The sequence below is a fragment of the Novosphingobium sp. THN1 genome (assembly GCF_003454795.1).
Lineage (GTDB): Bacteria > Pseudomonadota > Alphaproteobacteria > Sphingomonadales > Sphingomonadaceae > Novosphingobium.
The window spans coordinates 830,915-843,482 of record NZ_CP028347.1 but is presented as its reverse complement, the minus strand read 5'-3'; the positions used below and the strand labels follow the sequence as shown (position 1 = coordinate 843,482).

Genomic DNA, 12,568 nt, shown 5'->3' with positions numbered 1-12,568 from the left:
CCGGCCACCCTATACATATGCAGCCGGACTTTACGAATGCGCCAGATGAGTTCGAAAAGGGTCGCGTAATGTCCAAGGACCTCGTCATACGGCAGTTGGAGCGGCGTGACTTGCCTGCCGCGCTGGCAATCCAGTCACAGGTCTATCCATCCTTTCTTGTCGAACCCGCCGACGCCTTCGCGAGCCGGCTCGACGCCTCGGCGCAATTCTCCCTGGCAGCTGTTTCGGATGGAGAATTGGCAGGATATCTGCTTGCTCATGGCTGGCCGCGGCAGAGCCCGCCACCCATAGGCGCCATTCTGTCGCCCTCAGCTCTGAGCGAAGTCCTTTTCATCCATGATCTTGCCGTCGGCGCGAACGGACGCGGTTTGGCGCTCGGACGACGTTTGGTGAACCGCGCCTTCGAACTGGCTGCCGACCAGAAATTGCTTTGCGCAGAATTGATCGCTGTGGAAGGCGCCGCGCCCTATTGGCAATCACTTGGCTTCGCTGAAGCAGAAGTGTCAGCTGAGCTTGAAGCCAGGGTTGCGGTCTATGGATCGCAGGCACGCTGGATGACACGACACATCGCCCCGCTTTCGATCGGCTAAACGGTCGGGTGGCTACCTTCCGACGGACAAACCGAACGCCTCAACGGACTGTAAAACCCTTAAGATCTTGCGTAGAATCGTCAAATATCGTTGTCGAATTGGCTGACCTGCGGTTAGCTCGCGTCTGTGATCAAGGATAACGGCAAATCTGCTCGCAATATCGTTGCCAAGGCGGCGATCTTCTTGGCCGTCGCTGTCGTGTTCTATGGTATCGGACTATTGGTGTGGGATGAAATCGACCGCCAATACAGCCGAACTACCCAAGTGCGCCAATTCGCCGTTGGCGGAGAATGGCACGATACTGATCTGACAGTCATTCGTGAGTTCGAGAAACGCCATAAACTCGACCCGGAAGCGAAAGGTGGCTTGCGGCTGGTGATGTCGGAGTGGCCTCGTTGGCGGTACCAGATTTCGCTGGAAAATCTTAGTGATGGCTCAGCCAAAGGTGCAATCTACGCAATTGTATACGATGGGACAGGTCCAGCCTACGAGAGAAGCTTCTCGCTTAACAAAGCCGATGCAAAACTGTTTTTCGATGTCTTTGACAAGAAGGTGAAGGGGTACCGGGGCGAGGCATTGCACTGTCTTGACGGCACAGGACTCATGTTCGAGCGCTGGCAGCAGCGCGCCGTGGTCGGAGCATCGGGAAATGCCGCTTGCATGAGCCACTACGCCGATTTGATGAGTCTGCTGGCCGAGACTTTGTCTGGATCGCTGAGCGATGCTCCCTTCGATTGGCGCACTTGGTTTGCGGCAAAACGGGTTCTGGAGCTTGGCGACTAAGGCAGCGAGTGGGTTTCGGCCTCCGCAATTGCCCGAGGGTAGGCGTTACCCGATCAGAAAAACAAAAACGGCTTGCCCGCCATGATCAGCGCCGCAGCGCAGCCAAGCACGATCGCCTTGCGCGCCAGTTCAACCGCCGAAAAGTCGGCGAGGGGCGCGTGGATGAGGGCGATGGTGCGGGCCATGTCCGAGCCATGCGCCCTGATCTCTTAACTTTGCGTAAAGGGGTCGCCTGGCGAGGATTATTCGCACGCAAAGCCGCGAAGACGCAAAGAGGCCGCGTCTGCCTCAAGCTTCCACCCAGCCGAAACGTCATACGGATCAGGCGACCTCGAACGAAGCGCACATCTTCGCGTCTTTGCGGCTTTGCGTGAGATAATCCGGAAAGACCTTCGGTCCTCCATTGCCGCACAAGTCGCACGCCCACTCCCGGCCCCTCCCGCATGCGGGAGGGGGGAGATCAGTCCTGAAGCCACTCCAGCAGCGACGCCAGGCAATCGCGCGCCAGCAGCTTCGAGCGTTCCGGGCTCCAGCCCTGCTCCCTGCAGGGCAGGTCGTCGTTGTCCTTGAACGGCATTTCCAGCGTCATCGCCACGCAGCCGAAGCGGTGGGCGACCTGGTTGGTCGACATCGTCAGGTTGGCCCGGCCCGGCGCGGCAATCGGATAGCCCCGCCGCGTCTGGAAATCGGGCGTGCGGCGTTCGAGGATGCGGCGATAGCGCTCGTAGGACGCGCCAAGCTCGTCGCTCCACGAAGGGATTCCCTCGAACCCTGCCAGGAACACGTGCGGGATCGCCTCGTCGCCGTGGACGTCCATGGCAAAGTCCACGCCGCTCTCGTCCATCGCATTGCGGATCGCCAGCACTTCGGGCGAGCGTTCCGGCGTCGGCTCGTGCCATTCGCGGTTGAGGTTCACGCCCACGGCATTGGTACGCAAGTGGCCGCGGCACGACCCGTCCGGATTGGCATTGGGCACCACGTGGAAGCGGCACAGCTGGCGCAGCTTCCGGCCATGCGGATCGGCCGGGTCGGTCAAAAGGTCCAGCGCGCCTTCCATCCACCACTCGGCCATCGATTCGCCGGGATGCTGGCGGGCATAGAGCCAGACCTGTTTCGGACCCTCGCCCACTTCGAGGCAGTCGATCGGCTGCCCCTCGATGCTGGTGCCGAGGTTGCGATGGGTGACGCCGGGCAGCGCCGCCGTCTGCGCCACCAGATCGTGATGCCGCTCCATCGAATAGGGTGCGAAATAGGCGAACCAGCAGGTGCCGGCTTGCGGAGCGTGGCGGATGGTCAGCGTGCCGCCGTCCTCGCCCGGATCGTAAGTGGTCTCAGTGCGGCCCCAGTATTCGCGGTCTTCCGAAAACGCCGCGCGGTATCCCGGCCATCCGCCCGGATAGGCGGAACAGCCAAGCCCGGTGATCTTCAGCTCCAGCTCGCGCCCTGCCGCACCATCGACGCGGAAGTGGAACCACTGGAAGAACTCCGAATCGCGGTCCTTGCGGATCGAAAGCTTCGCGCTCGCGCCCGAAACCTCAAGAACTTCGATATTGCCGGAATCGAATGCGGCATTGATGCGGATATCTGTCATTTGACAGTGATAGTATCCCCTGACGTGCCGGGGAAGCCCGAGAACAGGGCATGCGCCAGACGGGGTGCTGCAAGCGCCGGCTCGGCTTCCTTGGCCTTGGCCTTTTCACGATTTTCGGCGCGGCCTTCCCACAGCGCCTCGCCGGTCCGGCGGTCACGGATGCGCACCGAAAGCTGCGTCACCACGTATTCCTTCGGACCCCCGCCAAGGTTGATGCCGACGCCCAGCCCGACGCCGCCGCCATAGCTGCCGGTCGATCCGCCAACGCCGACGCTCACTGGCCCGCGCTGCTTCTCGCGCTTGAGCACCTCGCGGTCGACGCGCACTTCGGCCACCGCATCCGCCGCGCCTGGGGTCGCACTGCCAAAGCCGCTGGCGAAGAGTTCCTTCTGCACGGCGGCCAGCCAAACCTGGTTCTCAAGACTGGCCTGATCGCCGCCGGGCGCCGCCTCGACTATCACCGCCGCCCCTTTCAGCCGGGGCAGCGTCTGCGCGGTGTGGAAGCGGGTCACGTCAATCGGCGCGGGCTTGGCCAGAACTGGCGTTGCCATCAGGGCACCGAGTGCAACTGCAGCGCTTAGGCGTTTCATCATTCTGCGTCCCATGATCATGGCGCAGCTGGTGCTACGCCGCGGCCTTTCCCGCAATGCCAATTGGCACACCTGCTCCAGTCAGCTCGCCGGAACCACCTGCGCGTCGGCAAATTTCGCAAACAGCGCCGAGGCCAGCCTTGCCGCCACGGCGCCGTTGTTCAGCCCATCGTCGTCCTCGCGCGTCTGCGTTTCGGCGTGCCCTTCCCACAGTACGCGGTTGGTCGCCTTGTCGCGGATGCGCACGTCGAGCCGGGTGGAGACGATCGCTTTCTTCGCCTTGGTCAGGTCGATGTTCAGCGCCATCGCGGTGTAGTTGCCGCGGTTGGAGACGCCCACTTCCATCGCCCCCGAAACCGGCTTGCGCTTGGGCTCTTCGGGCATGACCTGTTCGTGGCGGATGCCGATCTGCGCCACTTGCCCGCCCTCGGCCCCGCTCACCGCTGTCTGATAACCAAGCTTGGCCAGCTGGTCGACGACCGCGGCCTCATAGACCGGCAGCTTCCATTCGGCCTCCGCGCCTTCGGCCGCAGCCACGGTGATCGGTCCCTTGCCCAGCAGCGCCGCAGCATCCGCCGCCTGGAACGCCTCGACCTCGACCTTGCGCGAAGGCTCGGCATTCTGTCGCCCGATCCGCTGGTCCATCGGACTGTCCCACCGCCCGCCCATCGGCACGGGCTGGGCCAACGCGCTGGTGCTCGCCGCGACGATGGCGATTGCGGACAAGATCGGTTTGGCTTTCATTCGTAATTTTCCCGTAAGGGGTGAGGCGCGACCCGCCCGGACGTGTAAAACGCTCGCGCTGTCGCAACCATGAACGCGCGGGAGCAACGAACCCTGCGCCAGTCCGGAGCGAATCGCCAATGTCCAAGGTCCCCGTTCTCGTCACCGGCGGCGCAGGCTACATCGGCAGCCACGCGGTGCTGGCGCTGCAGGACGCCGGATACCCGGTGGCGGTGATCGACAATCTGGTCACCGGCTTCCGCTTCGCCGTGCCCGATGGCGTGCCGTTCTACGAAGGCGACATCGAGGACGCCGATCTTGTGGCGCGCATCTTTGCCGAACAGGGCACCCGCGCCGTCATGCATTTCGCTGGCTCCGTCGTCGTGCCCGAATCGGTTTCGAACCCGCTGAAGTACTATCACAACAACACCGCCAAGAGCCGCGCGCTGATCGCTGCCGTGGTCGAGGCGGGGGTGCCGCACTTAATCTTCTCCTCCACCGCCGCCACTTATGGCACGCCCGAAGTCTCGCCCGTCACCGAGGATACGCCGCAGCGTCCAATCAACCCCTACGGCATGTCCAAGCTGATGACCGAGGCGATGCTGGCCGATGTCGCCGCCGCCCACCCGCTCAACTACTGCGCGCTGCGCTATTTCAACGTGGCGGGTGCCGACCCGCAGGGCCGCACCGGGCAGTCCACCGCGGGCGCCACCCACCTGATCAAGGTCGCGGTCGAGGCGGCCTTGGGCAAGCGCGCCTCGGTCGGCGTGTTCGGGACCGATTTCGATACGCCCGACGGCACTGGCGTGCGCGATTACATCCACGTATCCGATCTCGCCGCCGCCCATGTGCTGGCGCTCGAAGCGCTGATCGCCAGCCCCTCCGATTCGCTGACGATGAACTGCGGCTACGGAAGCGGCTTCTCGGTGCTCGAAGTGCTCGATGCGGTTGACCGCGTGACCAATCGCCGGATCGTGCGCGAGATGCAGGGGAGACGCCCCGGCGATCCGGCTTCGCTCATTTCCGACAATCGCCACATCAGGGCAAGGCTGCCATGGGTGCCGCAATATGCCGACCTCGACACCATCGTCACCCACGCGCTGGCGTGGGAGCGCAAGCTGGGTGAGCTTCGCGCTCAGTAGGCGCGCCCTTCGCCATAGCGTTTGCGCCATTGCGCATGGGTGATGAAGCTGCCGTCAGGCTGGCGGAGAAGTTCGCACTGGGTCGCCGTCGTCCGGCTGATCTCGCGCCAGTTGTCCATGCGGTCGGTGCCGAAATTGAAGCACAGGAACACCGCGCGCTCGTCCAGCTGGCCCACTGCGGTCGAATGCCGGAAGCGCGGCCCGAACACGAGTCCCTTGCCCATGCGGTAGGTCAGGTTGCGCTGCCCGCCGACCACCGTTTCATAGGTCATGCCCATGTCGCTGGCATTGGCGGTCAATGGCGCCATCAGCGTGAACGCCTCGCTTTCCTCGGTCAGCCAATCATAATGCATGTCGAGCGCTTCGCAGCGGCTGCGCGTCACCAGGAACGCCGCATAGAGACGGATCTCGCGGTCATGCGGCACGAACGGGGCGACCAGCGCCGACAGGTTCATGCGCCGATAAATGTCCTCGAACCAGTGGTAGGCGGCCTCGTCGGCATGGCTCAACCAGCAGATGTCGCTGCTCCAGTGGCGCGGGCGTTCGTTGTAGAGCTTCACCCCATTCGACAGGCGAAAGCGGCCCCGGTATTTTTCCATCTTCCGCGATTCGAGCGCCAGCGGCGCAAGTTCGTCAAGCAGTTCGGCTTGAATGTCGATTTCAAATGCGTTGAGCGCAAGCAGCGCGGGGTTGAGAAAATAGGGCTCGCCCGGTTTCTGGATAACGCCCTGCGGCTGGATCAACATGCTGGCCTGCCCATATCCCTCGCAGGCCCGGTCCGCCTGCCCGGCCCGCCTGATTGGGCGGTGTTTGCACAGGGCCTTCCGCTTTGCAAGAAAGCGCCCCGGCGCGGCGATTTGCCTCCCGCAGGGTTGACTTGGGGGTTTGCCCCCACTAACGGCCACGCTTCAGTTTTCAGCCCGGTCAGCTTCGGGCAAAGGGATTCGACATGAAGATTCGCAACAGCCTGAAGTCGCTCAAGGACCGCCACCGGGACAACCGCGTGATCCGCCGCCGTGGCCGTGTCTACGTGATCAACAAGACCCAGAAGCGCTTCAAGGCGCGCCAGGGTTAATTCCAGAGTTTCGGTGCAGTCTCGCGACGGCGGGGCTGCACCGGAAACCGACCGGCTCCTGCGTTGAGCCACGCTGCCCCCGCCGAAACGCGGGGCGCAGTCGTTTATGGGCTGCAGATCGCAAGGTCGCGAATCGAGAGGCTGGCATGTCCGTTGAAGCAGTCGTCTGGGACATCGGCCGCGTGCTGGTGCAGTTCGATCTCGCCGGCATCTATGCGCAAGCGATCCCCGATCCCGTGGAACGCGCCCGATTCGTCTCGGAAGTCGTGACCGAGGATTGGCACGCCCAGCATGACGAAGGCGTGTCTTTCGCGGAAATGGTCGCCGCTCGCACCGTGCAGTTTCCGCAGTACGCCGATCTTATCGCGCTCTACGCCAGCAACTGGCTCGCCAGCCTGCCGGGCCGGTGCCGGGCACGCACACCCTGATCGAGCGCCTCGCCGCGAAGAGCGTGCCGCAATACGCGATCACCAATTTCGGCATCGATTCGTGGGCCTGTTCCGCCCGACCTTCCCGATACTCGACCACATGCGCGACATCGTGATTTCGGCGGTGGAACGGCTGGCCAAGCCCGACCCGGCGATCTTCCACCTCGCCGCCCGCCGCTTCGGCCGCCCGCCCGAAACCATGCTGTTCATCGACGACAATGCCGCCAACATCGCCACGGCCAAGGCGCTGGGCTGGCAAGTTCATCACTTCGTGGGCGATCCCGACGTGCTCGAAGCGCGGCTCGTGGCGCTGGGCCTGCTCTAGCCCCTGCACCGCCCCTTCGAAACAACGTCACCCCGGACTTGATCCGGGGTCCCGCTGTTCTTTGGCAAGGCAGCGCCGCCAAAAAGAAGCGGGACCCCCGGGTCAGGCCCGGGACGACGAGGCAGATGGGGTGGAGCGCATCGCGCGCGCTCCACCTTCTATCAACTCAAAGCCCGTCGATGGCCTTGCTGACCAGCACGTTCACCGCAACACGGCGGTTCTGCGCCTTGCCTTCCTCGGTCGAATTGTCCGCCGCCGGGTCCGATTCGGCCATGCCGGTCGGCGTCAGCATGCGGTAGGGTGCCCAGCGGCACTGCTGCTGCAGGAAATTGATCACGCTGGCGGCGCGCTTCTCGCTGAGCGTCTGGTTGTATTCCTCGTCACCGACCGAATCGGTGTAGCCGACAACCAGCATCAGCGCGTTCTCGGTGCTATTGGCCATCGACGCGGTCTGGCACAGCTCGGCCTTGGCCTGCGGCGTCAGGGCATGCTTGCCGGTGTCGAAGTAGACGTTGGTCGTCGCCTTGATGTTGTACTTGTCGATGTCGCCCATGCGGCCCTTGAGCGCTGCGGTGGCGGCGGTCTGTTCGGCAAAGCCCTGCGCGGTGCCGTTGCGGATCATCTTGGCGGTCTTGAAGTCGCCGTTGCGGAAGGTGATCTGGCTGGCCAGCAGCGCCTCGCCCGCCTGCATCGTCTTCACCGACACGGGCAGACCGTTGAGCAGGTTCTGCGTCGTCAGCTTCTTCGATCCGAACAGTCCGGTGCTGGCCTTGACCGTCGTGGCATCGTTGAAGAACACGATCGTGCTGGTGCCATCATCGGCGGTGACCTTCATCTTGTCACCCTTGCGCGCGGTGATGATGCCCTTGACCTCGGGCCCCTTGGTCATCGCCGAGGTATCCGGCACGACTTCGCCTTCGACGATGATGTTGGGATCCTGCGTGCCGTTTTGCGGCTGGGCTACAGCGATTGCGGAAACCGATGCGGCAGCAGCAGCCAGCAGCATCATGCCGGCGCGCCGGGGGGTAGTGGTAGTCATCGAGAACGCTCCTTGCGACCTTCAAAAATGTGTCGGTGTTGCGACGGAACTTTCCCGCACATGAACGATCCCGCCCGGGAACCCGATTCCGGGCACTGGCAGCGCCAAGCGTGCGACGAACCGAGTGGGACGTGCATCACCATGGGATGGAATGAGCCCCATTCTCTTCTCCCCTCCCGCAGGCGGGAGGGGGCGGGGGTGGGCAATCAGCGCCGCCGCCAGCAGTCTCACACCGCCGGAAACACCACCGCCGGATCACCCTCGCGCCACGGCGCAAACTTGCCCATGACGCTCGCAAACAGCGCGGACTCGAGATGCCCCGCCAACCAGCGCTGCAAGTGCGGCAAGGGCTGGCTGTCGAACCACACCGGGTCCGTTGCCGCAAACTGCCGGACGAACGGCATCACCGCCATATCGGCCAGTCCGCGTTTGCTTCCGCACAACTGGCCATGCAGCGCCAGCCGCGCGTCTAGGTCAGCCAGAAAGCCCAGCCCGCTTTCTCGGTGCGCCGTCGCATCGCTGCCGTGGCGTTCCGGATACTTGTAGCGATCAAGGTCGTGCTTGAACGGCCCGTCGTTCCGGTTGATCAGCGCCGCATCGTTGCGCTCCAGCCAGCTTTCAGGATCGGCCTGCGCCAGCGCCCAGTGCATCACCTCAAGGCTCTGCTCGATCACCCCGCCATCGGGCAGGACCACCACCGGCACCGTGCCCTTGGGCGAGGCTTCGAGCATTGCGGGCGGCTTGGCCGAAAGCTTGATCTCTCGCAGTTCCACGGCCACGCCGCTTACCGCAATCGCCAGCCGCGCCCGCATCGCATAGGGGCAGCGGCGGAAGCTGTAGAGGACCGGCAATGCCATGGGCTTCAGTCGCGCAAGCCGATCAGCGAGATCTGCCGGCCATAGCCCGGTTCCTTGCGGTGCGTGGCGCGGCGGAACGAATAGAACCGCGCCTCTTGCGCATAAGTGTCCTCGCCCAGCATGCCGACCTTGGCAAGGCCCGCATCGCGCAGACGCGAGGCGACATAGCCCTCAAGGTCGAACCATGCATGGCCGTCGCGTCCGGCCCGGAAGAACCGCTCGTTCTCGCCAGCCTGCTCAAGGAAACGCGCTTCGAAGCCTGCGTCCACCTCGTAGCTTTTCTGCGCGATGCATGGTCCGACCACGGCGGCGATCCTGTCGCGGCTCGCCCCCAGCGCTTCCATCGCGGCAATCGTCGCATCGGTCACGCCGGTGAACGCGCCCTTCCACCCGGCGTGCGCCGCGCCGACTACGCTGGCTTGCGCATCGCAGAACAGCACCGGCGCGCAGTCCGCCGTCAGCACGCCAAGGACAACGCCGGGGCGATTCGTCACCAGGGCATCGGCACGTGGACGATCGGCATCGGCCCACGGTTCGGTTACCGTCACCACATCGGGCGAATGGATCTGGAAGCACGTTTGCAAGGTTCCGCCCGGCAGCACCGCTTCCACCGCACGGCGGCGGTTTTCACTGGTGAGCGCCGGATCGTCCTCGCTGTAGCTGACGTTCAGCCCCGCCAGCTCGCCCGTGCTCACCCCGCCCTTGCGGCCAAGGAAACCATGCGCCGCGCCTGCAATAAGCGGATGGGTCAGCGCTTCTGTGCTCACGCCTCCAGACTCTTGCTCACCTGCTCGCGCACATCGCGCGACAGCGTCGGCTCCGCCGCGATCCGTTCAAGCTCTGCCCGCATCAGCGCGGCGCGGCCTTCCTCCACCTTCTTCCAGCGGCCGAGGTAGGGCACGAAGCGCGCCGCGACATTGCCGTTTATGGGGTCCAGCTTGAGGATCAGGTCGGCGATCAGGCGGTAGCCTTCGCCGCCTTCCCGATGGAACGCCTGCGCGTTCGCCGCAAACGCCATCCACAGCGCGCGGACGCGGTTGGGGTTGGTCATGGTGAAGTCGGGGTGCTGCGCCAGCGCCTTCACATGCTCGGTCGCCTTGGGATTGAGCGAGCCTGCCTGCAGCGAGAACCACTTGTCGATCACCAGCATGTTCCCGGCAAAGCGCGCGTGGAAATCGGCGAGCGCCGCTTCGCGCTCTGGGCAATCGAGGCTGCACAGCACCATCAAGGCGCCCTGACGGTCGGTCATGTTGGTGGCACTATCATACTGCGCCTTGGCGCGGCGCGCGGCCTCGGCGGGATCGGCCGCTCCCAGATAGACCAAGCCTTGAGTCTTGCACTTGCGCGCTCCCCGCGCCTCGGCCTCGAGGCTGTAGGGCACGGCGGACGCGCGGTCGTGCAGGGCGAGCCACTTGTCCTTCAGCGTCTCGCCCAGCCAGCGCTTCAGGCCCTCGCGCTCGGCAAAGATGCGCGTCGGGTCGGCGCGGGTCAGCTGCTCGGCAAGATAGGCTTCGCCCGGCAGGATCAGCAGTTCGCCGCGCATCAGGTCATCAAGCGCGGCGTCGTCGAGAATTGCGCCCATCGCCGCGCCGATGGCGGCCTGCGATGCCTCGCGGTTCTCCAGCGTGCCCGCCACCGCGCCGACCAGATGCCGCACGATCAGCTGCTGCATCGCTTCATAGCGGGCGAAGGGATCGTCATCGTGGCGGGCGAGGAAGACAAGGTCCTCCGTCGTCACCGGCGCGACGATTTCGACCGGCGCGGAAAAGCCGCGGTTGATGGAAAGGACGGGCAGCCACGTGAACCCTTCGAAGGTGAACGACTGTTCGGCCTCGGTCAGGACGATCAGTTCCTCGCCGTGGTGCTTGCCGGTCTCGCGGTCGAACAGCGCGATGCGCAGCGGGATCACGAAGGGCTTCTTCTCCGGCTGTCCCGGCGTGGGCAGAGTCGCCTGCTTGAGCGTGAGAGTTACCACTCTGCCTCCGAGAGTTGCCTCTCCGCCCTCGAGAGTTGGATTTGCATTTTCGAGCGTCATGGAAACGCTCACACGCGGGGTTCCGGCCTGTTCGTACCAGTTGCGGAACTGCTTCAGGTCCAGCCCGGCGCCATCTTCTATAGCCTTTACAAAGTCTTCGCAGGTCGCCGCCTCGCCATCGTGGCGATCGAAGTAGAGCGTGGTGCCCTTGAGGAACCGATCCATGCCTGCCAGCACGGTCATCATGCGGATCACCTCGGCACCCTTGTTGTAGACGGTCGCGGTGTAGAAGTTGCTGATTTCCTGATAGGAATCCGGCCGGATCGGGTGCGCCAGCGGCCCTGAATCCTCAGGAAACTGCACGGCCCGCAGGATCCGCACATCCTCGATCCGCTTGACCGGCGCAGAGCCGCGATCGGCGCTAAACTGTTGATCTCTAAGGACTGTGAAGCCCTCTTTCAGCGAGAGCTGGAACCAGTCGCGGCAGGTAACGCGGTTGCCCGACCAGTTGTGGAAGTACTCATGCGCCACCACGCCCTCGATCGCGTCATAATCGCCATCGGTCGCGGTTTCGGGATCGGCCAGAATATAGCGCGTATTGAAGACGTTAAGGCCCTTGTTCTCCATCGCGCCGGCGTTGAAGTCACTGACAGCCACGATGTTGAAATCATCAAGGTCGTACTCGCGCCCATAGACGTCCTCGTCCCACTTCATCGAGGCGATGAGCGAGCGCATGGCATGGTCGGTGCGGGCCTCGTCGCCGGGGCGGACGTAGATTGCCAGAGCCACCTTGCGGCCCGATTTTGTCGTGAAACTGTCGTGGTTTGCCACGAGTTCGCCGGCCACCAGCGCAAAGAGGTATGAGGGCTTGGGCCAGGGATCGTGCCACTCCGCCCAGTGCGTTCCGTCGCCATTCTCGCCGGACGCGACGGGGTTGCCGTTTGACAGGAGCACCGGGAACAGCGCCTTGTCCCCGCCCATCCGCACCGAATAGACCGAGAGCACGTCGGGCCGGTCGGGGAAGAAGGTGATGCGGCGGAAGCCCTCGGCCTCGCACTGGGTGCAGAGCAGCCCATTGGAGGCGTAAAGCCCTGAAAGCTGGGTGTTTGCCGAAGGATCGATCAGCGTCTCGATGCCGACGTCATGGGCATCGCCGGGCAGTTCGATGACGAGGTCCGGGCCATCCATGTGCCAGTCATTGTGGGCGTGGCCGTCGACGGTCACCCCTTGGGCTCGATCGCATCGCCATTGAGGCGCAGCAGTGAAGTGCCTGCGCCTGCGGGATTTTTCGTGACCTTGAGGGTCGCCTGAACCGTCGTGGCATTCAGCGAAAGCGCGAAATCCAAAGCGATTTCGGGAACGAGCCATTCGGGCGGGCGGTAATCCGCGCGGTGGATCACGGTGGGGGCGATGACGGGCTGGCCGGAGAGATCGTTCATGCCGCTGAACT

At 64.1% G+C, this 12,568-nt stretch carries 14 protein-coding genes and 1 pseudogene; 6 read left to right on the top strand and 9 right to left on the bottom strand.

Annotation, left to right across the window (positions count from 1 at the left end; all coding sequences use genetic code 11):
• Window positions 1-68: 68 nt before the first annotated feature.
• Window positions 69-590 (top strand): GNAT family N-acetyltransferase, encoded by a 522-nt coding sequence (locus tag C7W88_RS04195; RefSeq protein WP_118074567.1) that lies wholly within the window; start codon window positions 69-71, stop codon window positions 588-590.
• 126 nt (window positions 591-716) lie between these two features.
• Window positions 717-1,373, top strand: coding sequence for a hypothetical protein (locus C7W88_RS04190; RefSeq protein WP_118072599.1), 657 nt, complete (start codon window positions 717-719; stop codon window positions 1,371-1,373).
• 53 nt (window positions 1,374-1,426) lie between these two features.
• Here C7W88_RS04190 and C7W88_RS24320 read toward each other — a convergent pair whose 3' ends face one another.
• The 4 genes from C7W88_RS24320 to C7W88_RS04175 form a co-directional block, all read right to left on the bottom strand.
• A complete protein-coding gene (locus C7W88_RS24320; RefSeq protein WP_255418793.1) occupies window positions 1,427-1,558 on the bottom strand; it encodes a hypothetical protein in 132 nt (43 codons plus the stop codon).
• A 275-nt stretch (window positions 1,559-1,833) separates the two neighbouring features.
• Window positions 1,834-2,964: a M14-type cytosolic carboxypeptidase gene (locus tag C7W88_RS04185; protein ID WP_118072598.1), complete on the bottom strand. Its 1,131-nt coding sequence runs from the start codon at window positions 2,962-2,964 to the stop codon at window positions 1,834-1,836.
• Complete coding sequence (locus C7W88_RS04180) at window positions 2,961-3,515, bottom strand: DUF4136 domain-containing protein (RefSeq protein WP_240344812.1); 555 nt, start codon at window positions 3,513-3,515, stop codon at window positions 2,961-2,963. The genes C7W88_RS04185 and C7W88_RS04180 overlap by 4 nt, the downstream gene beginning before the upstream one ends.
• A gap of 120 nt (window positions 3,516-3,635) precedes the next feature.
• The gene (locus tag C7W88_RS04175; RefSeq protein ID WP_118072597.1) at window positions 3,636-4,298 is read right to left on the bottom strand and encodes a DUF4136 domain-containing protein; all 663 of its coding nucleotides are present in this window, start codon (window positions 4,296-4,298) and stop codon (window positions 3,636-3,638) included.
• Window positions 4,299-4,417: 119 nt separating this feature from the next.
• Here C7W88_RS04175 and galE point away from each other — a divergent pair, with 119 nt between their 5' ends.
• On the top strand, window positions 4,418-5,419 hold the full coding sequence (gene galE, locus C7W88_RS04170) for a UDP-glucose 4-epimerase GalE (RefSeq protein ID WP_118072596.1): 1,002 nt from the start codon (window positions 4,418-4,420) through the stop codon (window positions 5,417-5,419).
• On the opposite strand, the gene C7W88_RS04165 is transcribed toward galE, so the two are convergent.
• Window positions 5,413-6,165, bottom strand: a complete 753-nt coding sequence (locus C7W88_RS04165; RefSeq protein WP_118072595.1) for a hypothetical protein — start codon at window positions 6,163-6,165, stop codon at window positions 5,413-5,415. The genes galE and C7W88_RS04165 overlap by 7 nt on opposite strands.
• Window positions 6,166-6,368: 203 nt before the next feature.
• Between C7W88_RS04165 and ykgO the strand changes: the two genes are divergently transcribed.
• The 3 genes from ykgO to C7W88_RS24640 all read left to right on the top strand — a co-directional run bounded on the left by ykgO (window position 6,369) and on the right by C7W88_RS24640 (window position 7,247).
• Window positions 6,369-6,494 carry a type B 50S ribosomal protein L36 gene (ykgO, locus tag C7W88_RS04160; protein ID WP_011446910.1) on the top strand — a complete coding sequence of 42 codons (126 nt, stop codon included), beginning with the start codon at window positions 6,369-6,371 and terminating at the stop codon, window positions 6,492-6,494.
• A gap of 146 nt (window positions 6,495-6,640) precedes the next feature.
• Window positions 6,641-6,922, top strand: a complete 282-nt coding sequence (locus C7W88_RS24645; protein ID WP_370073186.1) for a hypothetical protein — start codon at window positions 6,641-6,643, stop codon at window positions 6,920-6,922.
• A 61-nt stretch (window positions 6,923-6,983) separates the two neighbouring features.
• Window positions 6,984-7,247, top strand: a complete 264-nt coding sequence (locus tag C7W88_RS24640) for an HAD-IA family hydrolase (protein ID WP_370073185.1) — start codon at window positions 6,984-6,986, stop codon at window positions 7,245-7,247.
• A 166-nt stretch (window positions 7,248-7,413) separates the two neighbouring features.
• Here C7W88_RS24640 and C7W88_RS04150 read toward each other — a convergent pair whose 3' ends face one another.
• From C7W88_RS04150 to pepN, 4 genes and pseudogenes are all read right to left on the bottom strand, one after another.
• A complete protein-coding gene (locus C7W88_RS04150; protein ID WP_240344811.1) occupies window positions 7,414-8,286 on the bottom strand; it encodes an OmpA family protein in 873 nt (290 codons plus the stop codon).
• 227 nt (window positions 8,287-8,513) lie between these two features.
• Window positions 8,514-9,143 carry a glutathione S-transferase gene (locus C7W88_RS04145; protein ID WP_118072593.1) on the bottom strand — a complete coding sequence of 210 codons (630 nt, stop codon included), beginning with the start codon at window positions 9,141-9,143 and terminating at the stop codon, window positions 8,514-8,516.
• Window positions 9,144-9,148: 5 nt separating this feature from the next.
• Window positions 9,149-9,910, bottom strand: a complete 762-nt coding sequence (gene pgeF, locus C7W88_RS04140) for a peptidoglycan editing factor PgeF (protein WP_118072592.1) — start codon at window positions 9,908-9,910, stop codon at window positions 9,149-9,151.
• Window positions 9,907-12,557, bottom strand: a pseudogene (gene pepN, locus C7W88_RS04135) (aminopeptidase N). Before pepN ends, pgeF begins: the two are co-directional and overlap by 4 nt.
• Window positions 12,558-12,568: the final 11 nt, after the last annotated feature.